This window comes from Sphingomonas sp. (assembly GCF_017304615.1).
Lineage (GTDB): Bacteria > Pseudomonadota > Alphaproteobacteria > Sphingomonadales > Sphingomonadaceae > Sphingomonas.
Genome location: NZ_JAFKLZ010000003.1, coordinates 22,099 through 47,689 on the forward strand (window position 1 = coordinate 22,099; position 25,591 = coordinate 47,689).

23 protein-coding genes and 1 tRNA gene are annotated in these 25,591 nt (G+C 64.7%); 15 read left to right on the forward strand and 9 right to left on the reverse strand.

Annotated elements, in window-relative coordinates; genetic code table 11:
* Positions 1-42 precede the first annotated feature (42 nt).
* The 11 genes from J0J06_RS12735 to J0J06_RS12785 all read left to right on the forward strand — a co-directional run bounded on the left by J0J06_RS12735 (position 43) and on the right by J0J06_RS12785 (position 12,581).
* On the forward strand, positions 43-1,299 hold the full coding sequence (locus J0J06_RS12735; RefSeq protein WP_294042578.1) for a hypothetical protein: 1,257 nt from the start codon (positions 43-45) through the stop codon (positions 1,297-1,299).
* Entirely contained in the window at positions 1,296-2,024 is a 729-nt protein-coding gene (gene dapB, locus J0J06_RS12740; protein ID WP_294042580.1) for a 4-hydroxy-tetrahydrodipicolinate reductase, read from the forward strand. The genes J0J06_RS12735 and dapB overlap by 4 nt, the downstream gene beginning before the upstream one ends.
* Before the next feature lie 10 nt (positions 2,025-2,034).
* The gene (nth, locus tag J0J06_RS12745) at positions 2,035-2,688 is read left to right on the forward strand and encodes an endonuclease III (RefSeq protein ID WP_294042582.1); all 654 of its coding nucleotides are present in this window, start codon (positions 2,035-2,037) and stop codon (positions 2,686-2,688) included.
* A 15-nt stretch (positions 2,689-2,703) separates the two neighbouring features.
* Positions 2,704-3,066 (forward strand): hypothetical protein, encoded by a 363-nt coding sequence (locus J0J06_RS12750; protein ID WP_294042584.1) that lies wholly within the window; start codon positions 2,704-2,706, stop codon positions 3,064-3,066.
* 223 nt (positions 3,067-3,289) lie between these two features.
* A tRNA-Arg gene (locus J0J06_RS12755) sits at positions 3,290-3,366 on the forward strand.
* Positions 3,367-3,608: 242 nt separating this feature from the next.
* Positions 3,609-3,818 carry a hypothetical protein gene (locus J0J06_RS12760; RefSeq protein ID WP_294042586.1) on the forward strand — a complete coding sequence of 70 codons (210 nt, stop codon included), beginning with the start codon at positions 3,609-3,611 and terminating at the stop codon, positions 3,816-3,818.
* On the forward strand, positions 3,815-6,322 hold the full coding sequence (locus J0J06_RS12765) for an AAA family ATPase (protein ID WP_294042588.1): 2,508 nt from the start codon (positions 3,815-3,817) through the stop codon (positions 6,320-6,322). The genes J0J06_RS12760 and J0J06_RS12765 overlap by 4 nt, the downstream gene beginning before the upstream one ends.
* A gap of 452 nt (positions 6,323-6,774) precedes the next feature.
* Positions 6,775-7,974, forward strand: a complete 1,200-nt coding sequence (locus tag J0J06_RS12770; protein WP_294042589.1) for a DUF932 domain-containing protein — start codon at positions 6,775-6,777, stop codon at positions 7,972-7,974.
* Between the two features lie 124 nt (positions 7,975-8,098).
* Entirely contained in the window at positions 8,099-10,213 is a 2,115-nt protein-coding gene (locus tag J0J06_RS12775; protein ID WP_294042591.1) for a ParB/RepB/Spo0J family partition protein, read from the forward strand.
* Between the two features lie 60 nt (positions 10,214-10,273).
* On the forward strand, positions 10,274-11,317 hold the full coding sequence (locus J0J06_RS12780) for a toprim domain-containing protein (protein WP_294042593.1): 1,044 nt from the start codon (positions 10,274-10,276) through the stop codon (positions 11,315-11,317).
* 337 nt (positions 11,318-11,654) lie between these two features.
* The gene (locus J0J06_RS12785; protein WP_294042596.1) at positions 11,655-12,581 is read left to right on the forward strand and encodes a DUF2493 domain-containing protein; all 927 of its coding nucleotides are present in this window, start codon (positions 11,655-11,657) and stop codon (positions 12,579-12,581) included.
* A gap of 42 nt (positions 12,582-12,623) precedes the next feature.
* On the opposite strand, the gene J0J06_RS12790 is transcribed toward J0J06_RS12785, so the two are convergent.
* Positions 12,624-12,830, reverse strand: coding sequence for a hypothetical protein (locus tag J0J06_RS12790; RefSeq protein WP_294042598.1), 207 nt, complete (start codon positions 12,828-12,830; stop codon positions 12,624-12,626).
* A gap of 396 nt (positions 12,831-13,226) precedes the next feature.
* Here J0J06_RS12790 and J0J06_RS12795 point away from each other — a divergent pair, with 396 nt between their 5' ends.
* Positions 13,227-13,394 (forward strand): hypothetical protein, encoded by a 168-nt coding sequence (locus tag J0J06_RS12795; protein ID WP_294042600.1) that lies wholly within the window; start codon positions 13,227-13,229, stop codon positions 13,392-13,394.
* 57 nt (positions 13,395-13,451) lie between these two features.
* On the opposite strand, the gene J0J06_RS12800 is transcribed toward J0J06_RS12795, so the two are convergent.
* The 6 genes from J0J06_RS12800 to J0J06_RS12825 form a co-directional block, all read right to left on the reverse strand.
* Positions 13,452-14,462 (reverse strand): tyrosine-type recombinase/integrase, encoded by a 1,011-nt coding sequence (locus J0J06_RS12800; RefSeq protein WP_294042602.1) that lies wholly within the window; start codon positions 14,460-14,462, stop codon positions 13,452-13,454.
* Complete coding sequence (locus tag J0J06_RS12805) at positions 14,455-15,351, reverse strand: tyrosine-type recombinase/integrase (RefSeq protein ID WP_294042605.1); 897 nt, start codon at positions 15,349-15,351, stop codon at positions 14,455-14,457. Before J0J06_RS12805 ends, J0J06_RS12800 begins: the two co-directional genes overlap by 8 nt.
* 65 nt (positions 15,352-15,416) lie before the next feature.
* The gene (locus J0J06_RS12810) at positions 15,417-16,649 is read right to left on the reverse strand and encodes a tyrosine-type recombinase/integrase (protein WP_294042607.1); all 1,233 of its coding nucleotides are present in this window, start codon (positions 16,647-16,649) and stop codon (positions 15,417-15,419) included.
* A gap of 317 nt (positions 16,650-16,966) precedes the next feature.
* Positions 16,967-19,246, reverse strand: coding sequence for a TonB-dependent receptor (locus J0J06_RS12815; RefSeq protein ID WP_294042609.1), 2,280 nt, complete (start codon positions 19,244-19,246; stop codon positions 16,967-16,969).
* Between the two features lie 87 nt (positions 19,247-19,333).
* Positions 19,334-20,632: an MFS transporter gene (locus J0J06_RS12820; RefSeq protein ID WP_294042611.1), complete on the reverse strand. Its 1,299-nt coding sequence runs from the start codon at positions 20,630-20,632 to the stop codon at positions 19,334-19,336.
* Positions 20,629-21,468, reverse strand: coding sequence for a metallophosphoesterase (locus J0J06_RS12825; RefSeq protein ID WP_294042613.1), 840 nt, complete (start codon positions 21,466-21,468; stop codon positions 20,629-20,631). The genes J0J06_RS12820 and J0J06_RS12825 overlap by 4 nt, the downstream gene beginning before the upstream one ends.
* A 137-nt stretch (positions 21,469-21,605) precedes the next feature.
* On the opposite strand from J0J06_RS12825, the gene J0J06_RS12830 reads away from it, so the two are divergent.
* Positions 21,606-22,547: a LysR substrate-binding domain-containing protein gene (locus J0J06_RS12830; protein WP_294042615.1), complete on the forward strand. Its 942-nt coding sequence runs from the start codon at positions 21,606-21,608 to the stop codon at positions 22,545-22,547.
* A gap of 2 nt (positions 22,548-22,549) precedes the next feature.
* Here J0J06_RS12830 and J0J06_RS12835 read toward each other — a convergent pair whose 3' ends face one another.
* On the reverse strand, positions 22,550-23,173 hold the full coding sequence (locus J0J06_RS12835; protein WP_294042617.1) for a histidine phosphatase family protein: 624 nt from the start codon (positions 23,171-23,173) through the stop codon (positions 22,550-22,552).
* A 358-nt stretch (positions 23,174-23,531) separates the two neighbouring features.
* The gene (locus tag J0J06_RS12840; RefSeq protein WP_294042619.1) at positions 23,532-23,663 is read right to left on the reverse strand and encodes a hypothetical protein; all 132 of its coding nucleotides are present in this window, start codon (positions 23,661-23,663) and stop codon (positions 23,532-23,534) included.
* A gap of 100 nt (positions 23,664-23,763) precedes the next feature.
* Between J0J06_RS12840 and J0J06_RS12845 the strand changes: the two genes are divergently transcribed.
* Positions 23,764-24,135, forward strand: a complete 372-nt coding sequence (locus tag J0J06_RS12845; RefSeq protein ID WP_294042621.1) for a hypothetical protein — start codon at positions 23,764-23,766, stop codon at positions 24,133-24,135.
* Positions 24,136-24,790: 655 nt separating this feature from the next.
* Positions 24,791-25,117 (forward strand): DUF736 domain-containing protein, encoded by a 327-nt coding sequence (locus J0J06_RS12850; protein ID WP_294042622.1) that lies wholly within the window; start codon positions 24,791-24,793, stop codon positions 25,115-25,117.
* The last annotated feature ends 474 nt before the right edge of the window (positions 25,118-25,591 follow it).

The window sequence follows — 25,591 nt, forward strand, 5'->3', positions numbered from 1 at the left end:
CGCGCCCCTGCCAAGCGCGGCAAAGCCGTGTATAGCGGCCGCGTGTTGCGTCGGCTTATCGCCCTCCTGCTCGTCCTGTTCGCGGTCCCGGCGATCGCGCAGACAGCGCCCACCGCTCCCCGCGTGCAGACGCTGGACGAGGCGCTGGCGCAGGACGCCGCCGAATATGCCAAGCAGTTCGATGTACCTCAGGCCGAGGCCGAGCGGCGGCTGCGCGCGCTGGCCGACAGCGTGGCCGTGACCGACACTATCGAGACCGTCTATCGCGATCGCGTCGCCGGGGTATCGATCGAACACAAGCCGCGCTTGCGTATCCTGGTGTACCTGACCGGCGATGAGGCCGTGCCGAACCGCACGCTCGACGCCGACGGGCTGACGGTGCCGATCGTGTTCCGCACCGGCGCGAAGGCGAGCCGAGACCGCGTGATCTGGGCCATCACCTATCATCAGGAGGCAATCCGCGCGGCGCTGCCCAGTCCGCCCGCAATGGGCCTCGACCCGCGCACCGGCGAACTGGTCATCGTCGTGCCCAGCGCGACCGCCGCCGCCCAGGGCAGGGAAGCGCTTCGCGCGAAGCTGGAGGGCATTGCCGGAGTGCCGGTGCGCCTCCTCGTGCTCGATCAGATCGACATCAATCTGTCCGCGCCGAAGGGCGGATCGCGAGTGGAGGGTGTCAGCCCCGCCGACGGCAAGCGCTATCTCTGTACGACCGGGTTCACCGTGACCGACGGCACGCGTTACGGCGTCGCGACGGCGGCGCACTGCCTCGACGACCTGACCTATCTCGATCCTAAGCGCACCGCCACGCCGCTCAGCTTCGTCGGGCAATGGGGCTGGGGGTATCAGGACGTCCAGATCAACGCGGCGTCCACTCCACTGCCCGGTCTGTTCTTCGCCGATACCGGCCGGACGGTGGAGCGCCCGGTGACTGGCCAACGCAGCCGCGACAGCACACGCGCGGGCGACTTCGTCTGCCATCGCGGCGAGACGACGGGGTATAGCTGCGCGATCGTCCAGCTGACCGATTTTGCCCCCGCGGGCGACCTGTGCGGCGGGCCGTGCCTGCCAACCTGGGTGACGGTAGCCGGGCCGACTTGCCGCGGCGGCGACAGCGGAGCGCCGGTGTTTATCGGGACGACGGCGATGGGGATCGTCAAGGGCGCGACATATCGGGGCGGCGCGTGCATCTTCTATTTCTACATGTCGACCGACTACATCCCGCAGCCGTGGCGACTGGTGATCGGGCCGACGACGCCCCCTGTTCCGCCGCTGCCGTTTGGTGCAATAGGCCCGCCATGACCGCGATCGGAATCCTGGGCAGCGAAGGACGGATGGGGCGCGCGATCGCCGCCGTCGCGACCGACTTGGGCGCGACCGTCGCCGGTGGCGTGGACGCCGGGGGCGATCCGCTGGTGCTGGCGCGCGCGTCCGACGTGCTGGTCGATTTCACCGCACCCTCCGCTCTTGAAGCGAATCTGGCGGCGGCGTGCGAGGGCAGAACGCCGATCGTCGTCGGCACCACCGGGCTGACCGCGCAGCACCATGCGATGATCGACAATGCCGCCGCGCGGATCGCGGTGCTGCAAACCAGCACGACCTCGCTCGGCATCACGCTGCTCGCGCGGCTCGTCGCCGACGCTGCGGAAAAGCTCGGGCCCGATTGGGACATCGAGATCGTCGAGGCGCACCACCGGCACAAGGTCGATGCGCCGTCGGGCACCGCCTTGCTGCTTGGCGAGGCGGCGGCGGAGGGGCGCGGCGCACCGCTCGGCGACTTGAAGGTGGTCGACCGCGCCGGGCTGGTGGGCGCGCGGGCGGAAGGGACGATCGGCTTCGCGTCGATCCGCGGCGGGTCGATCGCGGGCGACCATCAGGTGATCTTCGCAGGGTCGGGTGAGCGGCTCGAACTGATTCACCGCGCCGAAAGCCGCGAAATCTTCGCGCGGGGCGCCGTGCGCGCGGCCTTGTGGCTCGCCGGCCAACCCGCGGGACGCTACGCGATGGCGGAAGTGCTCGGCCTGTGAGCGTTTCGCTGTGAACAAGGCCCAGGTGGTCGAGTTCTTCAGCCGTCTCGCCGCCGACAACCCGCACCCCGAAACCGAACTCGAATCGGGCAATCCGTATCAATTGCTCGTCGCCGTCGTGCTGTCGGCGCAGGCCACCGACGTCGGCGTCAACAAGGCGACGCGACGGCTGTTTCAGGAGGTCCACACGCCAGCGCAGATGGTCGCGCTCGGCGAAGAAAAGCTCAAGCGCCACATCAAGACGATCGGCCTGTTCAACACCAAGGCGAAAAACGTGATTGCGCTGTCCGAGCAATTGATCGCGGACCATGGCGGCGAGGTGCCTGCCGATCGCGACGCCCTGGAAAAGCTCCCCGGCGTCGGGCGCAAGACCGCCAATGTCGTGATGAACGTCGCGTTCGGGGCGGAGACGTTCGCGGTCGACACGCACATCTTCCGCGTCGGCAACCGGACCGGCCTGGCACCTGGCAAGACGCCGCTCGCGGTCGAACTCAAGCTGGAAAAGGTCGTGCCACAGCCGTTCCGGCTACATGCTCATCACTGGTTAATCCTGCACGGCCGATATGTGTGCAAGGCGCGCACGCCCGAATGCTGGCGATGCGTCGTTTCGGACCTTTGCGCGTTTAAGCCCAAGACGCCGGCCCCGAAACAGCGCGCGGCCTGACGAGGAGAAGATTCGATGCGCCCGCTGTTATTCGCCATTGCCGCCATTGCCGCCGCCGCGCCGGTCGCGGCCAGCAACAAGGGCATTCCGGCGGCGACCCCGGCCGGCGACCCGGTCAATTGCGTGCAGCTGAACCAGGTGCGCGAAACGCATGTCCGCAGCGATCAGGTGATCGACTTCGAAATGACGGGGAAGCGCATGTATCGCAACACGCTGCCCAATTCCTGTCCGTCGCTAGGGTTCGAGGAGCGCTTCGCCTATTCGGCGACGAACGGCCAGTTGTGCTCGGTCGACACGATCACCGTGCTGCAATCATCGGGCACGCGTGGCGCGACGTGCGGACTTGGCAAGTTCCAGCCCGTCACGCTCGCGAAATAGGCGCGATACGGAAACGCTGGCGCACGCTCGCGCGCTTTGCTAGGCGCTCTCGCCCAGGCACCCGTAGCTCAGCTGGATAGAGCGCTGCCCTCCGAAGGCAAATGTCAAGCTGGCGGGGGTAAGAACGGAGACGAATAAGGGATTATAATACAGTATCTTGTGAGATCGAATCGCATCGCTTCACTCTCGCAGGAATCTCGCGTAAGCACTGCGTAAGCAATAGGCACCCGTAGCTCAGCTGGATAGAGTGGCGCCCTCCGAAGGCGTAGGTCACAGGTTCGAATCCTGTCGGGTGCGCCATTGCCGCAGAGCCGCAATCCGATGCGGCATCTTCTCAAGCACATTTGGCTTCAAAGATGGGGCGACAGGCCGCTCCCGCGTTGGGGCGCAAGATGCGCATGCGCCCAAGGCGATTGGCTGCCGCCAGACCGCTGTACGATCTATGTTGCGCATGCCCCAAACGGCGAAGCGCCACGGCTTTGCTCAGCTTCTTTTCTTGTTGAATCAGCGAGATTTGCTAGCTTCAGATCGAGGGGGGCTTGATGGCCGAATTAGGCGCTACACACGACGGATCTGAATCCGGTGAAAAAGTCAGCACCGTCGCAGGTGCTGTGCTGACGACCTTCTTCGATGCGCTCGCCAAGACCGACGATCTCGCCGACATCGCTGCAAATCTTAAGAAGCTCGTGTTGGCTGACGGTGTGTTCGCCGAACCAGCCGTCCGCGCTACCCTTTTCCCAGACGCACCATGATCCGCATCGAGAAGATCACGATCAAGGAATTCCGGGGCATCCGCGACCTGGAACTTGTCATGGGCGGGGAGAATTTCGCCGCGTGCGGACCGAACGGGACCGGAAAGAGTGGCATCGTAGATGCGATCGAGTTCGCACTCACCGGCAGCATTTCCCGACTATCCGGCGAAGGCACCGGCGATCTCTCCGTGAAGCAGCACGGACCGCACGTCGACTTCCGGAACAAGCCCGAGCAATCAATGGTGACGCTCGACGTTTCGATCCCTTCGCTGAACGGGAAGAAGGCCACCATCCATCGCGTCGTAAAGACCGCTGCCGCGCCCACCATCACGCCAGCCGATCCCGACGTGCTCGCCGCCCTGGAAGCGGTGCAGCTCCACCCCGAGTTTGTATTGTCGCGTCGCGAGCTCATCCGGTACGTCATTTCGAAGCCCGGTGACCGCGCCCGCGAGGTTCAGGCCCTGCTCCGCCTCAATGACGTCGAGAAGCTCCGCGTCGTCCTCCAGAAAATCGCAAACGCTTATGCGAAGGAACTGGCGCCGCTGGAACGCGCCGAGAAGGACGCAACGACCCAGCTCACCGATGCGCTTGGCACGGCCCAGCTCACCAAGACGAGCATCTTGGCGGCAGCGAATCTGCATCGCCAAACGCTCGGTGTTGCCGCGCTCGATGATCTGACGGCGACAACATCTTTGAGCGATGGATTGGCGACGGCGACGGGGGCAGCCCCGGCGCAGCGGGTGCCCAAGGCTCAGGCCCTCGCTGATATCGCCACAATGAAAACCGCGCTGGACGCGCTCGCGGCCCAGGACTTCGCCGCCAAAGCTGCTACCTTGCTCGTTGGTGTCGAAAGCCTCGCGTCCGATCCCTCCGTGGTGAACGGCGTGAAACTGGAGGCGCTGCTGAATAGCGCGCTCGAACTCTATGACGATGAGAACTGCCCGGTTTGCGACAAGCCGTTCGAGCCGACGGGCTTCGAGGCCCATCTCAAGGAGAAGCTCGCGCATCTCGATGCCGTCACCGCACAACGCAAGGCCTTGGAGGAGCAGGTAAAGCCGCTCACCGATGCCATCTATGCGGCCGGAACAGCGATCGCGAAGGTCATCGAATATGGCCCACTGTTCCAGGCCCCGCTCGATATGAAGTTGTTGACCGGCGCGAAGCAGTTGCTCCGCGGCCGATACGACCAGCTTCAAAAGTTTCTGCCACTCGAGGACAGCGTGGCCGTGCTCAAGGTCGTGCATGAGCTACCGGACCTGACCCCAGCGCTCGCCGAGATCGACCAGGCGGTCGCTGCCATTCCGGAGCCGAGTTCGCAGGATGCCGCGCGCGCATTCCTGACCATCGGCCAGGAGCGGCTGGAGCAGTATCGCACCGCCCGGAAGCGCCATGCCTCCGGCAAGGCCCGATCGGAGCGCGCCGCATTGGTCTTCAAGATCTTCGGCGATACGACCACCAAAGCGCTCGAAGCGATCTATCACGAAGTGCAGGAGGCGTTCGCCGACTATTATCGTCAGATCAACAAGGACGACGAAAGCGACTTCACCGCGCACCTCCTTCCGTCGATCGGCAAGCTAGGCTTCGATGTCGATTTCTACGGTCGCGGTCGCTTCCCGCCGGGCGCATATCATAGCGAAGGCCATCAGGACGGCATGGGCCTATGCCTGTATCTCGCGCTCATGAGTCACTTGCTCGGCAAGGGCTTCACCTTCGCTGTGCTCGACGACGTGCTGATGTCGGTCGACAAAGGGCATCGTCGTGAAGTTTGCGCGCTTCTGAAATCCCGCTTTCCCGACACCCAGTTCATCTTCACGACCCATGACGAGGTCTGGCTGCGCCACATGAAGTCGGAAGGAATCATCAAGAGCAAGAACGCCGCGCAGTTCCGGACCTGGACGGTTGAAACCGGCCCGACCGAATGGACCACGAATTCGGTCTGGGACGAGATCGATGGGCATTTGGCGAAGAATGATGTGAGTTCGGCAGCCGCCGCGCTCCGGCGTTATCTCGAATATTTTGCTGGTGAGGCGAGTCATCGCCTTCGCGCAGCAGTGGAGTTTCGCGGGGATGGCGAGTTCATGCTCGGCGATACACTGCCGGCGGCGATCAGCGCCCTCGGAACCGCCTTCAAGACCGCTAAGGGCGCGGCCAATTCATGGGGGCAAGCCGATGTCGTTCAGGCAATTAGCTTGTTCGAAACGCCGTTCACCGCGTCGAAAATCACGACCAACGTCGAGCAATGGCAGATCAACAAGGCCGTGCATTACAACGCTTGGGCCGATCTGGAGAAGGGTGATTTCCTGCCCGTCGTGGCTGCGTTCCGCACGCTAACGGCGCATTTCTCCTGCCCAAGCTGCGAGGAAATGCTGTCGATCACGCCCGAGCGAGGCAGAAAAACAGGCCTGCGTTGCACTTGCGGTAACGTAAACCTCAACTTCAATACCAAGCCCGGCGGTGCCAAAGTCGTGTCCGAGCCCCAAGCTGGGGCGGCGCCCGTTCTTTAGGCCGACCACGACCATCGCACAGCTGAATGCGGGAATAATCATTGGTCACCAATTATCCGGGAGGGGAAAGCCTTCCCCTACCGCCGCGCCAAGGTCGCGTCGGACCCCTTCTGCGGGTGGCTCCGCCCCCGCAACGCCCCCAACTGCGCGCGGGTTTCAGTGGTGCGCGCACTGGCGGCGGCAGGCGCCGCCAGAGGTCGCGCTTCCTGTCCGGACCGCGCATGCGCTCTTGGCTCGGGCCGGAGGGCACGGCGGCGGCTGGCCCTCAAGGCCCGCGCGCACGCCGCCGCGCCGGCCGGCTTCGCCAAGGGCGCGATTGTGTTTTCAGGGGTCTGCCGACTCGCGCCCAATGGGCGCGGCGTCGACCGACCCAGAGGAAGAGGAAGGCCGGAAGAACCGTGACGGGTTGAGGCTGAGAGAGAGGCTCTCGGCGCCCGTCACGGAGAAGATCCATGGCTACTCTTCTATCCCCAACCCCCGCGTCTCGCCCGGCCTCTGCCGGCTATAAGGTCGATATCTCACGCGGCGAGCGCATCGGCCGCGTCTCGTCCGAATGGTTCTCGCGCCCCGACGACGAGCGCTTCCTCTCGCTGACCGAACTTCATGCTGCGGTGCAGGCCCGCGCCGAGCGCGCGACGACCCGCACCGTCGAAACTCGCGAGGTCCGGGTCGAGGCCAGCCGCGACAATGCCGAACGACTGGCGCTCATCGTGCCCGGCCGCGATCAGCCCGTCACGCCGACCCATTGGTCGTTCGGCCAGCTTGCCAGCCTGATCGGCGCGCCCGCCGGCTATCTGCGCCAGCTCCCGGCACCGTTGGCGGGCATCAACATGCAGCACGGCCTGCTGTCCCACCGTGCCGAGCTTATGAAGACCCTCGAAACCGAGGATGGCCGGGTTGAACTGCGCGCCGTCACTGGCCCGGACTATGGCCGCATCTGGGATCACGAGCTGGTCGCCGCAGTGATGAAGATCGCCGGCAACGGCACCGGCGACACGCGTTGGAAGGTGCCGGGCCTGCTCGACTGGTCGACCATGACTTACAATCCCATGGTCGACATCACCAAGGACACCACCACGCTCTATGCCAGCGATCGCGACGTCTTCCTGTTCCTCGTCGACGATCTCCATCCGATCGAGGCCGGGCGCCTCCCGAACGGCGATCCCGATCTCTTCTTCCGCGGCTTCTACGCCTGGAACAGCGAGGTCGGCTCAAAAACGCTCGGCATGGCGTCCTTCTACCTTCGGGCGGTTTGCATGAACCGCAACATCTGGGGCGCCGAAGGCTTCGAGGAGATCAGCATCCGCCACAGCAAGTTTGCCGCCAACCGCTTCGCGCATGAGGCGGCGCCCGCGCTGGAGAATTTCGCATCCTCGTCGCCGGCACCGTTCATGGCGGGAATCAAGGCGGCGCGCGAACGCATCGTCGCGCGCAAGGACGAGGACCGCGAGAGCTTCCTGCGCAAGCGCGGCTTTTCTCGCGGAGAGACCGAGAAGATCATCGCGACGGTGCTGGAGGAGGAAGGCCGCCCGCCCGAGTCCATCTTCGACTTTGTCCAGGGCATCACCGCGCTCGCCCGCGATAAACCGCATCAGGACGCGCGGCTCGACCTTGAGGGCAAGGCCGCGAAGCTGCTCGTCTCGGCGCGGTGAGCGAACTCCCGGTCTGATCGGCGGCGCGGCTCTCACCCCTCTTAGAGGGAGAGGGCTGCGCCGTCTCCATGACGGGTTGGAGGTGAAGAGAGAGTTTCTTCGCCGCCCGTCATGGAGAATAACCATGACCAAGATCGTGAAAATCAGCCTCAGCGGTTCGCGGGACATCCCGTTCAACCAGCTGGTGCTCAGCCAGGCCAATGTCCGGCGCGTCAAGGCGGGTATCTCGCTCGACACGCTCGCCGCCGACATCGCCCGCCGCGGCCTGCTCCAGAGCCTTACCGTGCGCGCCCAGCGCGATGCGGACGGCGCCGAGACCGGCCTCTACGAGGTCCCGGCTGGCGGGCGCCGCTTCCGCGCGCTCCAGATGCTCGTCAAGCAGCGCCGGATGACCAAGACCGAGCCGGTGCCGTGCATCGTGCGCGACGATGACGTGATTTCGGCGGAAGAGGATTCGCTCGCCGAAAACACGCATCGCGAGGCGCTCCATCCGCTCGATCAGTTCCGGGCGATGCAGCAGCTCGCCCAGCAGGGCACCGACGCCGAGACCATTGCCGCGACATTCATGACGACGCCCGCCGTCGTCAAGCAGCGGCTGAAGCTCGCCTCGGTCTCCTCGAAACTCCACGACGTCTATGCCGAAGACGGCATGACCTTGGAGCAGTTGATGGCCTTTTCGGTGTCGGAGGACCATGCCCGTCAGGAACAGGTCTGGGATCTCCTCCAGTCGAGCCACAACAAGCAACCCTGGTTCATTCGCTCGCGGCTGACCGAGGATAAGGTCCGGGCGTCCGACAAGCGCGTCCGTTTCGTCACGCTCGACGCCTATATCGCTGCGGGCGGCTACGTCCTTCGCGACCTGTTCGAGGCCGATGATGGCGGCTGGCTGCAAGATGTGGCGCTGCTCGACCGGCTGGTCGACGAGAAGCTCCAGACCGAGGGCGCACGGATCGGCGAGGAAGGATGGAAGTGGGTCGCGGTGGCGGCTGACTTCCCCTACACCTATGATGACGGTCTGCGCGTGATCGATGGTGAGCAGCCACCTGTCAGCGACGAGGGCGAAGCGCGCCTCGAGGCACTCCGCGAGGAAGCCGACCGCCTCGAGGACCAATGGTCCGGTGCAGACGACATCCCCGACGATGTGACGGCCCGCGTCAACGCGATCGATGTCGAGATCGCCGCGATCGTATCGCCGCCGCTGGTCTATGATTCCGTCGAGGTGGCGCGCGCGGGCGCGTTCGTCAGCATTGACGTCGACGGATCGCTCTATGTCGAGCGCGGCTTCGTGAAACCCGAGGACGAGCCCGCCGAAGAGCCGGCCGATGATGAGGGCGGGGACCACTCCGCTATCGACGGCGAGGCCGGCACTGGCGATGACGGCGCGAGCCCGATCATCAGCGTTGGCGGCGCACCGGGAACGGCGACCGAGGAGGAGGACGAGCAGGACGATATGCTTCGTCCGCTCCCCGACCGGCTGGTGACCGAGCTGACCACCCACCGGACGCTCGCCTTGCGCGAGGCCGTGGCGACAAGCCCGCAGGTCGCGTTCGCGGCGGTGCTCCACGCCTTCGTGCTCGACACCTTTTACACCTATGCCGCCGAGAATAGCTGCATGCAGGTGTCGGTTCGCGGTGCCGGGCTTGGCGTTCACGCGCCCGGCCTCAACGACAGCATGTCGGCGAAGGCGATCGACCAGCGGCACGAGAACTGGTCGGGGCGTCTGCCTGATGCGCCCGCCGATCTGTGGGAGACGCTGATCGCCTTTGATGCCGATGAACAGGCGGCGCTGTTCGCGCATTGCGCTGCGTTCGGCGTCAATGCGGTGTGGGAACCGGCCAACCGCTATAATGAGGGCCGGGTGTCCGCGCGCTCGGTCGCGAGTCGGGTCGCGCATTCGCATGTGCTGGCGCGGGCCGCGAACCTCGACATGGTCGCGGCGGGATGGACCGCGACGATCGGCAATTATCTCGGTCGGGTGACCAAGCCCCGCATCCTGTCGGCGGTCGAAGAAGCCAGGGGTGGCGAGGCCGCCGAGCGTCTTGCCGGTCTCAAGAAGCCCGAGATGGCGGAGACGGCCGAAAGCCTGCTCGCCGGCAGCGGCTGGCTCGCCGAACCGTTGCGCACGCCGGCTCTTGAACCGGCGGCGGCGAACGACGGCGAACAGGCCGTGGACGCCGCCGCGGCGGATGATCAGCATGGCCCGGACGCTGAAGAGGCGTTCGCGGTCGCTGCCGAATAATCGCCTTCCTTCGGGGCCTGTCCGCAGCGGCAGGCCCCATTCTTATTGTGGAGGAGCTTTATGGCTGGTCCCGCATCAGACCTATCGCGTGCCCTGGCGCGCAACGCCGAGTCGGTCTGTCGCCATTATCTCGGCGCTGGCCGGCGCGAAGGTCGATACTGGATTGCCGGCGACGCCCTGGGGTCGCCGGGGCGCAGTCTCTATGTCCGCCTGAAAGGTGACGACCATGGCAAGGGCGCGGCCGGGAAATGGACCGACGCTGCCTCGGGTGAACATGGAGACCTGCTCGACTTGATCGGCCTCAATTGCGGGCACCGCGCGCTCGCCGAGACCATCGAGGAAGCACGCACTTTCCTGTCCTTGCCGCGCGAGCTGCCTGACTTCGATCGGCAAGAACCTCGGCCGCCAGCCGGATCGCGCAAGGCCGCCAGCCGGCTGTTCGCGGCATCGAAGCCGATCGCCCGCACGCTTGCCGAGACCTATCTTCGCCATCGCGCCATTGCCGGCACGCGATCGGAACGCTGGCTACGATTTCATCCCCGCTGCTGGTATCGCGCCAATGAGGATGACGCGCCAGACACACCGCATGCCTTTCCGGCACTGATCGCAGCGGTGACCGACCTCGATGGGACTATCACGGGAGTCCATCGCACCTGGCTCGATGCCGAGGGCACCGACAAGGCGACGGTCGCAACGCCGCGCCGGGCGATGGGCGATCTGCTCGGGCATGGCGTCCGGTTCGGGGCAACAGGGCCGGTCATGATTGCCGGCGAAGGCATCGAGACGATGCTGTCACTGCGCATGGCGATCCCTCCATTGGCGATGATCGCCGGCCTGTCCGCCCCTCATCTCGCCGCGATAGCCTTCCCGCCTGAGCTGCAGCGCCTTTATGTCGCACGTGACGACGATCCCGCCGGCGCTCATGCGGTGACGACATTGACCGAGCGCACCGATGCGTTCGGCATCGCGATGATCGTGCTCGAGCCCCAGCTTGACGACTTCAATGCTGACCTTCGCCTGATGGGGCTCGACCGGCTTCGCGCACATCTTGCCCGCCAGCTCATCCCCGAAGATCGTGCGCGCTTTCTCCTGTCCGCGGGTTGAGGCCGGCAAGAGCGAGGGACGGCAGCGGCGTCATCGGGGCATCCGGGACGGACCGATGCTGCCTCACGTCGACGAAGAGCCGCGCCTGTCGGCCTTCTTGAGAGGGCGACTGGAACGGCAGGCGGGCCTGCCGCGCAACGGCTGCGCCGCGACTATTTTCCGCCGCGTCCCCTTCGGGGTCCGCTTTGCATCGCGAAACAAAATAGCCGCGCTTCGCCGTCCTCCGCTTTGCTTCGGCCCCCGTCGCTTCGCTCGGGCGTGCACGCCCGGTCCGCCCACCGTCCTGTCGTCGCCACGAAGGCCGCGAGAGGCGCGGTCAAACGACGAGGCGACCACCATGACAACCGACCCCGAACGTCCCGACGAACCCGAGCACGAGGAATCCTCGCTCTCCCATCTCCTCCAGGAACTTGAACTTTACGGGCGCAGACCCTTCGAGGACGAGGCCGACCCGAGACCCTTGCCCGAAGGCCGACTGGTCGAGGCCGCAGCGGCAGACACGTTCGACGCGATGGCCGCCTGTCTGCAGGACACTCGCCTGGAGCCCGATCTCGAAGATTTGCTCTGGGGGTTCACCAACGTGTTCCACCGGGCCGGAGAACGCGTCGAACGCGAGCTCGATCGCAACGAGCTGGCGCAGAAGCAACTCCAGCGCGAGCAGGACGGGAGCGAGGTCAGGTCGGTCGAGCTAGAAACCGCGATCGCCGAAGGCCGCACGATGATCGAGCGCCGCGACGCGATGGAAGCCTTCCGCGAAGCGTTCGCCGACCAGTTCCGCACCCATCTTCGCAAAGCCTGGATCCCGCGATCGGGATCGATGGTGAACCGCAAGGCGCTTACCGCCAGCATCGTCGACAGCCGGGATTTCATCAACGCCCGTCGCTGGACCGAAAGCCAGGTGCTGATCCCGTCAGGGGAACGCGTCTATCTCTCCGGAGGCGCCAGCTACAATGATCACCGCATGATCTGGTCGGTGCTCGACAGCGTGCTCGCCAAGCATCCGACGATGGTCCTGATGCACGGCGGATCGAAGACGGGTGCCGAAAAGATCGCATCGCTCTGGGCAAACCAGCGCAATGTCCCGCAGATTCCGTTCGCCCCGGACTTTGCGAAGCACAGCAAATCCTCAGCGCCCTTCAAGCGCAACGACGTCGTGCTCGCGACCCTTCCGGTCGGGATCATCCTGTTTCCGGGTGGCGGCATCCAGGAGAATCTGTTCGACAAGGCCCGCAAGATGGGCATCCCGGTCTGGCGATTCGGATGACGGCCGCCATATGCGCATGGCGCCTTTAGTCGAGACGCGCACTCACCGCCGGCATCGGCGGACAACGGATTTAGGCTGACCACAAGTGGCGCATTCGGCGGTCGTGCGTTCATAGCCACGCTGACCGGCGAGCTCGCGGGTGCGCTGGCTCGCCTGATGGAGCGCCGCCAGATGGAGGCGCTCGACAATGCATTCGTCGCAAATCGGCACGGGCGCGAGCCTGGTGATCAATGCTTCGACTCGATCCATGTACGCACTCGATCTCCCAAGCCGATCATAGAAGCAAATCGCAGCCGGGCGGGAAAGATCGGATCGGACGACCGCACCGACCGGCGTGGCAGACATCCTTGCCGATAGAACCGTCTGGACGTGTTCCCGGTGCCCGAAAATCGCCAAGCCCATATCCTCATGGTTTCAACCGAGACGTACCCCTTTTGGCTATCCGCGGAACCTCTCCCCGCTCTTGGCGCTAGTCCTTTCCGCCCTCCGGCCTTCCACGATCAACCCGTAAAGGGTCCGCTATGCTTTGCATGCGGCCGCTAATCGGCTGCGCCTCCTGACGCGGTGATCGCAGCCGGACGCCGGATGCGTCGGCGTCTGTCGAGCGGGGAGAGGCCCCGCTCCGGAAAACGACGGGAGCCGGTCATGTCACTCGAAACCGCACAACGCTACGCATGGAACCTGGCGTGCACGCTCAAGGTCATCATCATCCTGATCGAGACCGATGACGGTTACAACGCGATGCCGAGTGATGATTACGACGGTGACGCCGATCATGTCGTTCGCGATTATGACCCCTGGGAGATTATGTAGACCCCGCTGGGCGTTGCCCATCCGGCCGGGCGTCTAGCCCGGCCGGACTGCACATAATCAAAGCGCCTGAAGGAAGGCCATCAGATGATCGGGTGCCCGATACCGCGATGTCGGGGCGTCGATCGGCTGTAACCTGCTGAGCGCTTCTTCCTTCATGGTCAGATCCGCCTCCAGATAGATGTGCGTCGTGCCGGTGCCCTCGTGCCCGAGCCACAGCGCGATCACCGTGATATCCACGCCGGCCTGCAAGAGATGCATCGCCGTTGTGTGGCGGATGGTGTGCGGCGAGATCGCTCGCCCGGCAAGCTGCGGCTGCTGACGCGTGGCGTGATCGACTGCCAGCGCGAGACGCTGTGTAACGGCAGAGCGCGATAGCCGTCCACCCGAACTGCTCGGGAAGAGGAAGTCGGACTCACCAGCTCTGCTGAGCCGGCGTATCCACGGACGGATGATCGCGGCCGTGGGTTTCCATAGCGGCGTGCTACGCCGCTTCCGGCCCTTGCCCTGCAGATGCGCGACCGGGGATACGTCGAGAACGACGTTGCCCACGCGGAGATCGATGATCTCGGACACGCGCGCTCCAGTGTTATAGAGCATCGTGAACATCGCTCGATCTCGCTGGCCGACCCAGCGTATTGGATCCGGAGCGGCGATAATCGCTTCCATCTCCGGCCTGGTCAGGAAGCCGAGCACCGCTTTATCGCATCGCTTCTGTGGGATGGCCAGGCTGCGCTCGATGGTGGCCAGGGCGGTCAGATCCTGGTGGGCAGCATATTTCAGGAACGAGCGGATCGCCGCCAGACGCGCATTGCGGCTACGCACGGCGTTGCCGCGCTCCCGCTCGAGATGATCCAGGAAGCCAAGGATCATCTCCGCGTCGAGATCACTGAGCGTCAGACGGGTTGGCGCCTTGCCGATGGACGCTTCTGCGAACGCGAGCAGCAGCCGGAAGGTGTCCCGATAGGCTGCCACCGTGCTCGGGCTGACGGCACGATGCTTTCGCAGGTGCTCCACAAAGAAGCGTTGCAGGATAGCCGGGAACGACGCGTGGGCGGATGGCTCAACCATGGAGAACCTCCCCAACTTTGCTACCGAACGCTTCGAACCGCTTGCCGGCTATCGCCATGAGTTCGGGCACGGCCTGCATGTACCAATAGGTTTCACCGATGTTGACGTGGCCGACGTAGGTGGCGAGCGCCATCATAGCATTGCCGAGGTTGCCGCCCTCTTCTTGCCAGAGCATCAGTCGGCGACAGATGAACGTATGTCGGAGATCATGGATGCGGATCGAGCGATGACCGCCACGCGCTTCGATCCTGAGTTCCGAGGTGACCTTCGAGAAGGTAGTCCGCGCTGTATCGTAGCGGAGCGCCCGCCCGCTATATTCGGAGAGGAACAGGGGAGCCGCTGCATCCATCGCGCCATATTTCGCGCGTATTGACAGATAGCTGCGCAGTGCGGTGCCAACGGTCGGATGCATGGGCACAAGGCGCGATCGGTCGAACTTCGAGTGTCGGACGATCAGCTGCGTTTGATCTGGGTCGATGTCGCCGCACGTTAGGCGGAGCGCCTCGGAGATCCGTAGGCCTGTCGATGCGAGCAAGCCCAACAATGTCGTGAACGTCGCTGGCGTCAGTCCGCCCAACGGCCCCAGGCGGGACGCTGCATCCAGCAGCGCCTCGATTTCCGCTGGTGTATAGATGTGTGGCGCGACCCGGCGGTTTCCCCGGCCGAACGGATTGCCTTCAGGGAACACGGTGGTGGGATCGTGCTCGGCAAGGAAGCGGGCGAACGGGCGCAAGACGTTGACACGACCGGCCCAGGTAAATGGGTCAGCGTGCAATGCCTGTTCGCGCGCCCATCGCAACACGATTGCGGGAGTCAATGCGCCGTCGTGGCCGTTCGCATCCGCGAACCGCGCAAACGCCATGGTCAACTTGCTCGCCGTCGACAGCACGAAGCCAAGGCTGCGCCGTTCGGAAAGATACGCTTCCGCGCGCGACAGCATGGTGCCGCAGCCGCTCATTTCGCGGCTCCCGGCCACGGCAATGCCACGGCGGCCAGTCGGGTCACGTCAACGCGAGCATAGGTCGCCGAAGTGACGATGCTACGATGACGGAGCACGTCGGCGATCTGCTTCATCGGCGTGCCGGCGTTGACCAGTCGGCTTCCCAAGGTGTGGCGAAGGATATGAACACGGGTCCGATCCCAGCCGCATCGTCGATAAGCGGTGCGGATCGCCTTTTGTACCGTTAGCCGGCCAATCGGCACGCCGAGCGGCGCCACATGCCGCACGAAGATCGAGCGGCAAGTAGTTTTCGGACGCTCATGCAGGAGATAATCGGCGATCGCCTGTCCCGTGGCCACGGGAAGTGGCAACACGTCGGCGCGTCTTCCCTTGCCCGCCGAGAGATGCAGAGTGCCCGCTCGCCAGTCGATATCGTCGAGACGAAGCCTTGCTACCTCTCCGCATCTGAGGCCCAGATCAACCAGACATCGCGCCATGGCATATCCCCGGCACGGCGACGAACAGGGCATGTCGAACGATGCGAAGAGCTCAACCAGTTCATCGTGCGACAAAACCTCCGGCAACGATGTATCACGCCAATAGGCGGGGCGTGGCACCGCTCGCTTCAGATTGGCGACCTGATCGCCGAGGAGCTCCCGGTAACGAAACCAGCACTGCAACGCGCCGCCCATCACACGGATGGTATTTGCGCTCGCACCGGGCTCGCCGATCACGAAACCGCGAACATCGGAAGCACTGATCGATGCGAGCATGATCGGCCTGCAGCCAAACTGCGCTCGGAGGAAGCGACGTATGATCCGGCACCGGTGGTCGCGTGTCCCCTGGGACAAACCCCATATATCAGCCATCCTGCGATCGAAGCCGGATAACTCGCGTGCGATCTCATCATCGCTCGGCATCGCGGCTATTCCCTGCGCGCGCAGAAGACGGAGGAGAAGGTTGAGGGCAGCTCGTACCTCGATCATCCGGAGCGGCACCGGCCGCGGGCACGTGCATCGCGGCAGATGTTCCGACAAAAAGCGCTTGATCACCGCCTCGTCAACATCGCCCGCCGCTTGGTCTTCGCGGCCGAGCCATTGCCCGAAGTGGACTATGGTGGCGAGATAGCGGCGGCGACGCTCATTATATCGTGCTGCGAGCAGATGCTCGCGATAGAGCGGTAGGACATCCGCAAAGACGTTCGTCGGATCTTCGGTCCGAAGCTGAAGCATGAGGGGTGTGGTCATTGTCTGATCTCCCATTGAAGAGAGATCGAGTTTGGAGCCGCGAATAGGTGTTGCACAAACGCTTGTCACGTTGCCCGATCAACAGGAACAGCAAAGTCGGGGAGATACCCGCCGTTCCCAGCAAGGTCGTCAAACGTCGGCTTCCAGCAGGAGCTGACATCCGCAATGCGCCCGCGTCGTTCGGGTGAGTGAACCGTTCTGCTGCTGTTTGGAAGGACCAGTTTAAGACTAAATAGCGCCCGCAGCTTTGAACTTGAGATGTCTGCCTTGTGCAAGCTTACGGTTGAGCACCCGCATTGATTGCGATGACGAGCGCCTCAAAACGAAACCGTCGCGCGGGCATAATATTCGCGGCCGTTGGTGCCGAGCCCGCCGACTTCGGGATATTGCAGGCTGCCGCCCTGGCTGAGCGCGCGGTCGATGATCTTGTCGGGATAGGCATCGCCGAGGTTGAGCACGCCGAACGTCATGTCGAAACCGTGGGCCACGCGGACCGTGCCGGCAAGGTCGACAGTGGTGACGGGCGCGAACACCTGTTCGGTGATCAGCGAGATCGCCTTGAACTTGCCGAAGCGCACGACATCGGCATTGAGCGTGAAGGCGCCCAGCGCCACGCTGCCCGAAGCGGTGAGCTTGTCCTCGGGCTGTGCCGTGGTCAGCAGGTCCAGCGCCATCGTGCCGAGCAGCGGCAACGCCGGCACGACCGCATTCTTCGCAAGTTTGTCGATATCCGTCTTGGCCTTGGCATATCCCAGCCCGAGATCGAGCTTCGCGCCACCGACACGACCGCCCCAGCGGCCGACGATCTCGAAACCGTTAGTGGTGGTGTCGAGCGCGTTGGTGAAGAAGCGCGCCTGGCTGGCATTGGTGATATTGGCCGCCTTCAGCACGGCGGTGACGGCGGCACCACTCAACGTGTCGCTGAGCGCAATGCGGTCCTTGATCTCGATATGAAAGGCATCGGCGGTGAGCGTGAAACCGCCGCCCGGCGTCAGCACCATGCCTCCGCTCAGGTTGCGCGATTTCTCGCGGCGCAGCGGCTGCGCGCCAAGCGCCCTGGCGACCGGATCGGCCACGGCGAAGGTGCCGATATTGACGAGCACACCGCCGCTCGACTGGCTGGTGACGGTGCTGAAACCAGTTTGTTGCAGTGAGGGCGCGCGAAAGCCGGTCGAGGCGGTCGCACGGAAAGCAATGAACGATGTCGGCTTCAGGAAGGCGCTGACCTTGCCTGTCACCGCGCTGCCGAAATCGCTATAGTGTTCGTAGCGGACCGCGCCACCGAGCGTCAGGATCGAAACCGGCTTCAGTTCGGCATCGAGGAACCCGCTGACGGCGTTGCGACCGAGATGCACCGGGCTGGGCGGATTATAGCCCGGAAAACCCTGCGCGCCCGCGCCGGCGAACGACGCCGCCTCGCCCGAGCGGATGTCGTAGTGCTCGTGGCGATGCTCGACGCCCACGGCGATGTTGCCGCCAGCGAGCAGCGCGATCTTGGTGCTGACGGTCAGATTGGCGACGTTTTGAAAGTAGCTGGAACCACCGGCATCGAAGCGCGTCGGGCTGGCCGCGCCGAGCGAGGTGTTGGCGGTGTCCTTTGCGGCGAACTGCGCATCGTTATAGCCGACCGTGTCGCTGAGATCCCAGGAAAGGCCGCTCGCCGTGCCGCGAATGCCGATCGTGCCGCCGGCATCATCCTGGTTGAGCACGATATGCGGCACGAAACCGTTGGGATACAGCACCGAAATGCCGGGCGCGCGGAACTGCGCCGGGCTGGTCGAGCCGCGGTGCGAATATATCGCATCGGCATAAAGGTCAGCCCCGCCAAGATCGTAGCGGCCGTTGAGTGCGGTGCTGATATCAAGCGAGTCGGGATCGCCCTGCTCGCCAGTGATCCGCCCGTAACGGCTGTCGATCGCCACGCGGTTGGTGGTCGCGTGCGAGCGCACTTCGGCAGTGAGGTTGAGGCTGCCACGCTCGCCTAGCCGCAGACCCTTGTTGACGGTCGCGATATATTGCGCGCCGTCGCCCGCGCTGGACAGGCCCGACTGGCCGGAGACCATACCGCCATGATCGGCGGATTTGAGCACGATGTTGATGACGCCGGCGATCGCATCCGATCCATATTGTGCGGCGGCACCGTCACGCAGCACCTCGATCCGCTCGATGGCGGCGATCGGAATGGTGCCGAGATCGACCGGCACGGAGCCGCGCCCGATCACGTTGTTGAAATTGACCACCGACGAACTGTGCCAGCGCTTGCCGTTGACGAGCACCAGCACTTGGTCAGGCGACAGGCCCCGCAACGATGCCGCGCGGGTGTTGGCGGCGGACGGGCCGGTCGCGGTGCGCGGATAGTTGAACGAAGGCGCGATGAACTGGAGCGCGCGCGGCAGATCGGTCAGCCCGCGCCGGGTGAGATCGGCGCCGCTATAGACGTCGACCGGCGCGGCGGATGTTTCGGGAGAGCGGCCGGCCGCGCGCGTACCGACGATGACGATTTCATCGGATGTGGCGGTGCCGTCATCGGTCTGCTGGGCGGCTGCTGGACTGGCGGCGGCAATACCGACGCAGATGAACATTGGCAACGAACGCATCGATCTTCCCCCTTCAAGGTTGATGGCGCGGGAATAGCGGTGGCGCGGCGCGGCGAATAACGCACAGCTTCGCAGCCGCGTTGTGCGTCACGCAACGCCCGCGGCGAGCGCACGGCGATAAGGCCGCATCGCCGCCAGCGCGCACAATAGCGAGATCAGCAGCGCGATCGGCAGCGTGATCGACAGCGCCTCGCCGAGCCGCGCCTCGTCGCGCAGCACGCCATCCGTGACGAAGGCGACCAATGTCGGCCCAAGGCCGAGCCCGATCAGATTGACGGCCAGAACGGCCACCGCATGCTGCATGCCGCGCAGGCGCGGAGGAGTCAGCAACTGGAGCGTCGCCGGCCCCGATCCGATCACTACCGTCAGGAAATAGACCGCCGGCACGAGAAGGGCGAGGCTCCAGTCGGCGTTCGGCATCAGCGGCGCGGCAATCACGAACGGCATCGCCAGCGTAGCTGCGCTCGCCATCACCCGCAGGCGTCCATCTTCGCGTCCGGCCCGGACCAGCCAGTCGCCGATGAGACCGGCGCTGAGCGTTCCGGCGGAACCGGCGAGCATCGTTACCAGGCCGAGACGGCCACCGATCTCGCCCGCCGCCATGCCAAAGCTGCGGTGGAAAAAGGTCGGCGCCCAGGCCGACAGGCCGTAGGTCGCTATCGCGGTGGTCGCTACCGCAAGATTGATGAGCACGACCGGCGCGGCGCGCGCGCGAAACCAGCGCAGCACGTCCGGAAGCGTCGGGGCCGCAATCGCTCCGCTGCTCCGCGCAGGCTCCCGTAGCAACGCCACCAGCAGGCCGATCGCGAGGCCCGGCAGCCCAAGCAGCAGGAACACCATCTGCCATCCGCGAACCGTGCCAAGCAGCGGCAGCACCGCGCTTTCGGGCAGGTGCCGGATCGCCACGGCACCCAGCACGAGCGCCAGCCCCGATCCGAGATGCGGCCCGAGACTGTAGAGGCCGATCGCGATGCCTTGGCGACGCGGCGGAAAATAATCGCCGATCAGCGAATACGCGGAAGGCGTCATCGCCGCCTCGCCGATGCCGACACCCATCCGTGCCAGCAGCAATTGGAGATAGCCGCTCGCCAGCCCGCACCCGGCCGTCGCGACGCTCCAGATCGCAACCGCGCCGCCGAGCAGGTTCGTCCGCACGCCAAGATCGACCAGCCGCCCCACCGGGAGACCGGCGAGCGACAGCACCAGCGCGAACGACAGGCCTTGCAACAGGCTGATCTGGAGATCGCTCAGGTGAAGATCATGCTTGATCGGTTCGACCAGCAGGTTGAGCAACTGGCGATCGACGAAGGCCAGGATGTACGCGAGGATCAGGATGACGAGCGCGAACCAGGCATAGCGGCCGGGTCGCGTGGCTGTGACTGTCATCGTCCGCCCAAGGCGCGCAGCGCTGCCGCCTGATCGGGATAGACGTGAACGTGATCAAGCAGGTCGTGTTCGACCATCCCGGCGGGGTGCACCAGCGCGAAATCGTAGGCGTCGGCCGTCAGTGTCAGCAGCATCATCGCGGTTTCCTTCTCGCCGATCCGTTCCTGTGCCACGTCGGGCAGGACGAACGCTGTCGAGGGCACCCAGACATGCTCTACCCCGCCGATGTGAAGCTTGCGCGACTGATGCGTGTGCCCCGATGCTACGAAGCGGAGATCGATTGCCGCCAGCCGGCGCAACAGGTCGTCGCGCGCCGCTACGGGCACATAGCGGTGGTGGCGGCTGGTATCGGCGGGGCCCTCGCGGAACAACGGCTTGTGCAGGAACAGGCCAACCGGCCCAGTGATCGATGGCAGCAGCGCCTCTAGCCACGTTGCCTGTTCCGCCTCGAGCGTGTCGCAGCGGCCCAGCAGTTGCGCGTTGAGGCCGATCAGCGTCCAGCCTGCGGTCTGCTGCATCCAATAGCTCCAGCCGAACGCCGCCTCATATCGATCGAGCCGTTGCGGGCTGACCAGGGTTTTGGCGGTTTCCCCCGGATTATCGCCGATATCGTGATTGCCGGGGATCATTCTAAGCGGGCTGGGCCAGTCGGCGAGCTGTGCGGCGGCATAGCCAAGTTCATCGGACCGCACCGCGCCATCGGCGGTGATATCACCAAGGTGGATGGTGAGATCGATCGCCTGCGTGGAAATCCAGCGCTTTGCGGCTAGGAGATTGGCGTCGAAGGCCGGCTCGAAGGGGGTGAGGTGGGTGTCCGAGATGAGCGCGATCTGCATTGCGCGTCTTTGCAGGAGCGATGCACCCCGCCCAATCACAAGCGATGCAACGGACCTTGCGCATCGCGCAATGCCCGGAGTCCCGGAACTTGCACAAACCGGCGTTAGTGTGGCGCATCGATGCCCGGAGACCCGTTATGCGCCGCCAAGCCCCGCCGCTCGATGCCACCGAGGCATTCCTCGCTGCCGCACGCGCACCGTCGTTCCGCGCGGCTGCGGACGAAATCGCGCTAAGCCCTTCGGCCTTTTCCCGCCGCATCCAGTTGCTGGAGAATTTCGTCGGCAGCGCGCTTTTCGATCGCTCGGGACCCACGGTGCAACTCACCGAGGCCGGCGCGAGATATTTTGCCGAGGTCGCCCCGGCGATGGACGCGATCCGCTGCGCGACGGCGCGCCTGCGAGAACAGGCTACCAGCCGGGTGCTGCGGATCGTCACGTCGCACTCGCTGGCGGTCGGCTGGTTGATCCCACGCATGTCCGCCTTGCAAGAGGAGCATGACATCGAACTCGATCTTTCGATCAGCCGCGATCCGCAGGCGCTGACCTCGGGCAGCGCCGATGTCGCGATCTGGGGCGGGCGCAACGCGGAGTGCGACTTCGCGCGCGACCGACTGGTCGACTTGAGCGCGGTGCTCGTCTGCGGCACGCGCATGGCGAACGGGCGTGAGCCGCCGCGCTCGATCGCTGAACTGACGGGCCACCGCCTGCTCGCCGCCAAAACACCCGAACATAGCTGGCATCGCTGGTTCGACACGATGGGGCTCGATGCAGAGCGTGCCGATCCCGTAATGTCGTTCGATACCGTTCATCTGGTCTATGAAGCGGCAGCGAGCGGCCTTGGCATGGCGCTTGCCATTCCATTGCTGTCGGATCGCTTCATAAAGGAGCGGCGGCTTTTGCCGCTGCCCGGCCCGTCAATGCCGCTCGATCTCGATTACAGCATCTACTATGCGACGCCAGAGGTTGCGCGCCGTCCATTGATCCGCAGCTTCGTTCGCTGGCTCGAACGCGGGGTTGCGGGATCGCTTGCAGAGTTCCAGGTCTGGAGCGCGCCGCCCGTCGCGCTCCACGCCGCCTGATATCAGACTGCGCCAACGCGCGGCGTAGCGTCACTCAGGTGGAGCCGGGTCTCGATCCCGTTCTCGACAAGGAACATCGTCCCCTGCGGCGCATCCTCCGCGATCGGCACACCGTTGAACGGTTCACCGGCCGCCAACAGCCCCCGCAAGACGCGCAGCGTCATGCCGTGACTGACCACCAGCACATCCCGGTCGGGTGACAGCGTCACCAGCCAGTCCCGCAGCCGCGCCGCGACGGTCGGATAATCCTCCCCGCCAGGCGGCTGCACTGTGAACAGACGCCGATCGGTGCACAGGATCACGCCGTCCGCGGCAATGACGTCCGCGTAGAGCCGCCCCTCCCACGCGCCAACCTCGAGTTCGACCAGTCGAGGATCGGTGGACACGTCGAAGAAATTCCGGTGAAGATGCTCGACAATGATCGCGACGGTTTGCAACGCCCGTCCCGCCGTCGATGCCCAGATGTCGATTTCGCGAGGGTCGGCCAGGAAATCGGCAAGCGCGGCGCCCATCGCTTCGGCCTGAGCGATGCCGGTGCGGCTGAGTGGCGTATGGGCGCTGTTGCCCTGCATTCGGGCGACCGCATTATAGACGGTCTCACCATGGCGAGCGAGGAAATAGCGCATCTGAAATTGCTCGCTAACGGACAGACAGTACATGTCGATCCGACGGCTGCCCGTTCGGGACAAGTGCAAAGGATGCACGACGCGTTGCGATTGGTCGAAAGCGATCGTGATTGGAGATCAATGAAGGACGGCTGCCGGATCGGGCACGAGCGGCAGGAGTGTCGACACTTGGGCGCGTTGCCAATGGCCCGCTTCGACCAGTCCGATCGGCCGCTTCCAGGACCGGACGTTCACCGAAGTAGGATTGAAAGACTGGCCCTGGTCGGTACATGCCATTGCTCGGCGGGTACGGGCGCTCTGATTATGTGCAGTCCGGCGGGGCCGGACGCCCGGCCGGATGGGCAATGCCCAGCGGGGTCTACATAATCTCCCAGGGGTCATAATCGCGATTATGCAGATATCCGCATAACAGCGAATACGATGTTTTCTCAAGCTGATCGTTGCGCGCGGGCGCCGAACCGAACCCGGCGACGGTTTCGTCGTCGGGCATTTTCTGCTATATTCCTGACGCGCTATGGTGGCTGGTGGAAGCGCGTCCAACCCTTTGAAGAAAAGGACGTGACGCCATGCTTATCCTGTTTCCACTGACGTTGATCGGTGTCGGTTTTCTGATTTACGCGCTGTTCGCCAGCGCGACGCTGGCGCTACCGATCGGCGCCGGCCTGGCGGCCGGCTTTGGCAGCGCCGCGCTCGGCGTCGCTCCGCTGCCGTCGGTAATCATCGGCATCGCTGCCTTCATGAGCGTGATCGCGATCGGTCGCTTCGCGGCGCTATCGCTGTCGAACCGCCCGGCACGCGGCATGTTGATCGCGGGTTTTGCCATTCCGGCTGCGATTGCGGGCTTCTCGGTCGCGAGCGCCTTTGCATCGCTCGCAGGCTTTGCCAGCATCGCCATTGCACTCGTTGCTGGTGGCTTGAGCGGCGCTATCGCCGCGCAAAGGCTCACCGGCCCGGTCGCCTGATCACAGCAATATCGTCGTCATTTCTCCTCACTTCGCCCCGCCCGGTCGTTCCGGGCGGGGCTTTCTGTAGGCCCACGATGCCATTGCCCGGGAGGGGCGATGGGCTCAGCCGGGTCGCTGTCCGTCTCTGAAAGCGATGAGCTCGATCGTTCCGGCATGCAGATGGCGAGCCAGCGGTCCACTATGCTGCGGTCATCGGCGGACAAGTATCCAGGAGCGCGACTCCGCACGGCCTGAGTCTTTCTGGCCACGGGGTTTCCGGTGGTGGAGCGGGGTCGAGACCGAACGGACGCCCGCCTGTCTGCAGGCAGATCTATCCGGCAACACGCTCTCGGCGTCGGGCTTCTGGACGGGCGGTTACGCTGGGGCCACGTCTCCTTCCGGCAGATCCGGACCCGTGCCCAAACGGCCTCTCGAAATGGCTTGATGACCGAAACCGGCTTCGCCTCTGCCGCTCGGGGCCGCAACGGCTTTGGGTCACTTTTTTCCCCTGCCGGCTTCGCCGTCATTCCTCGCGGGGACAAAAAAGCGCCCCGCCGCCGTCCTCCAGCTGCGCTTGCGGGTCTTCGACTGCAGCCGCGGCAGCCCCGGTCACCTTCAACGCCATCGAGGCCGTGATGGGCACGGGCTCGTGGATCAAGACTGGAGACTTAACATGGCTACCATCGGCACCTTCAAGAAGACCGCCAACAACGAGTTCGTCGGCGACATCGTCACCCTCGGCGTCCAGGCCAAAGGCGTCCGCGTCGTTCCCGACAGCAACCGCGCCAACGACAATGCGCCCTCGCACAGGGTTTTCGTCGGCCGGGCTGAAATCGGCGCTGCCTGGACCAAGGAATCCAACGAAGGCCGCGCATATCTCGGCCTCAAGCTCGACGATCCGAGCTTCACCGCTCCGATCTACGCCAATCTGTTCGACGACGAGGACGGCGAGACCTACAACCTGATCTGGTCGCGCCCGACCCGCCGCAACGGCGACTGAGCCGAACCGATCAAGCCCCGCCCGGAACGACCGGGCGGGGCTTTCGTTTGATCCATTTTGGTCGTAATATTAACCACTTAGGATAACCCATGCTTATCCGGCGATAAGCGCGGGCGGCCTTGTGTCGCGAATCATTCGCAACATACTTCGACGTTGCAGGGGGCATCGAGGAGTATGGCGATGCCGGGTTACCACAGAATGCGCCTGCCCGAGGCTTATCGGGCGCTGCTGACGTTGAATGCCCGCGAGTTTGCGTGGGAATGGGTGCGGCGCAATCCTGACTTTCGTTCGCTCTGGGCGTCGGCCGGCGCGGCGGCTCGCCGCAGCTCTGCGCTCGCCCAAACCGCCATCCGGCGTTCGGCGCGCACCATAATAGATCTTCCGCAGCATCCTCTGACGCGGAGGTGGTCCCTTTGGGGCCTCACCTTTCGCGGTCGATCCCGACACCCCGGCGACGGACGCGCCGCCGGTCGC

Coding starts and splice junctions, on each gene's coding strand:
- dapB (WP_294042580.1), top strand. CDS start 1,296: ATGACCGCGATCGGAATCCTGGGCAGCGAAGGACGGATGGGGCGCGCG.
- J0J06_RS12750 (WP_294042584.1), top strand. CDS start 2,704: ATGCGCCCGCTGTTATTCGCCATTGCCGCCATTGCCGCCGCCGCGCCG.
- J0J06_RS12760 (WP_294042586.1), top strand. CDS start 3,609: ATGGCCGAATTAGGCGCTACACACGACGGATCTGAATCCGGTGAAAAA.
- J0J06_RS12765 (WP_294042588.1), top strand. CDS start 3,815: ATGATCCGCATCGAGAAGATCACGATCAAGGAATTCCGGGGCATCCGC.
- J0J06_RS12770 (WP_294042589.1), top strand. CDS start 6,775: ATGGCTACTCTTCTATCCCCAACCCCCGCGTCTCGCCCGGCCTCTGCC.
- J0J06_RS12775 (WP_294042591.1), top strand. CDS start 8,099: ATGACCAAGATCGTGAAAATCAGCCTCAGCGGTTCGCGGGACATCCCG.
- J0J06_RS12780 (WP_294042593.1), top strand. CDS start 10,274: ATGGCTGGTCCCGCATCAGACCTATCGCGTGCCCTGGCGCGCAACGCC.
- J0J06_RS12785 (WP_294042596.1), top strand. CDS start 11,655: ATGACAACCGACCCCGAACGTCCCGACGAACCCGAGCACGAGGAATCC.
- J0J06_RS12790 (WP_294042598.1), bottom strand. CDS start 12,830: ATGGATCGAGTCGAAGCATTGATCACCAGGCTCGCGCCCGTGCCGATT.
- J0J06_RS12795 (WP_294042600.1), top strand. CDS start 13,227: ATGTCACTCGAAACCGCACAACGCTACGCATGGAACCTGGCGTGCACG.
- J0J06_RS12800 (WP_294042602.1), bottom strand. CDS start 14,462: ATGGTTGAGCCATCCGCCCACGCGTCGTTCCCGGCTATCCTGCAACGC.
- J0J06_RS12810 (WP_294042607.1), bottom strand. CDS start 16,649: ATGACCACACCCCTCATGCTTCAGCTTCGGACCGAAGATCCGACGAAC.
- J0J06_RS12815 (WP_294042609.1), bottom strand. CDS start 19,246: ATGCGTTCGTTGCCAATGTTCATCTGCGTCGGTATTGCCGCCGCCAGT.
- J0J06_RS12820 (WP_294042611.1), bottom strand. CDS start 20,632: ATGACAGTCACAGCCACGCGACCCGGCCGCTATGCCTGGTTCGCGCTC.
- J0J06_RS12825 (WP_294042613.1), bottom strand. CDS start 21,468: ATGCAGATCGCGCTCATCTCGGACACCCACCTCACCCCCTTCGAGCCG.
- J0J06_RS12830 (WP_294042615.1), top strand. CDS start 21,606: ATGCGCCGCCAAGCCCCGCCGCTCGATGCCACCGAGGCATTCCTCGCT.
- J0J06_RS12835 (WP_294042617.1), bottom strand. CDS start 23,173: ATGCGCTATTTCCTCGCTCGCCATGGTGAGACCGTCTATAATGCGGTC.
- J0J06_RS12840 (WP_294042619.1), bottom strand. CDS start 23,663: ATGCCCGACGACGAAACCGTCGCCGGGTTCGGTTCGGCGCCCGCGCGC.
- J0J06_RS12850 (WP_294042622.1), top strand. CDS start 24,791: ATGGCTACCATCGGCACCTTCAAGAAGACCGCCAACAACGAGTTCGTC.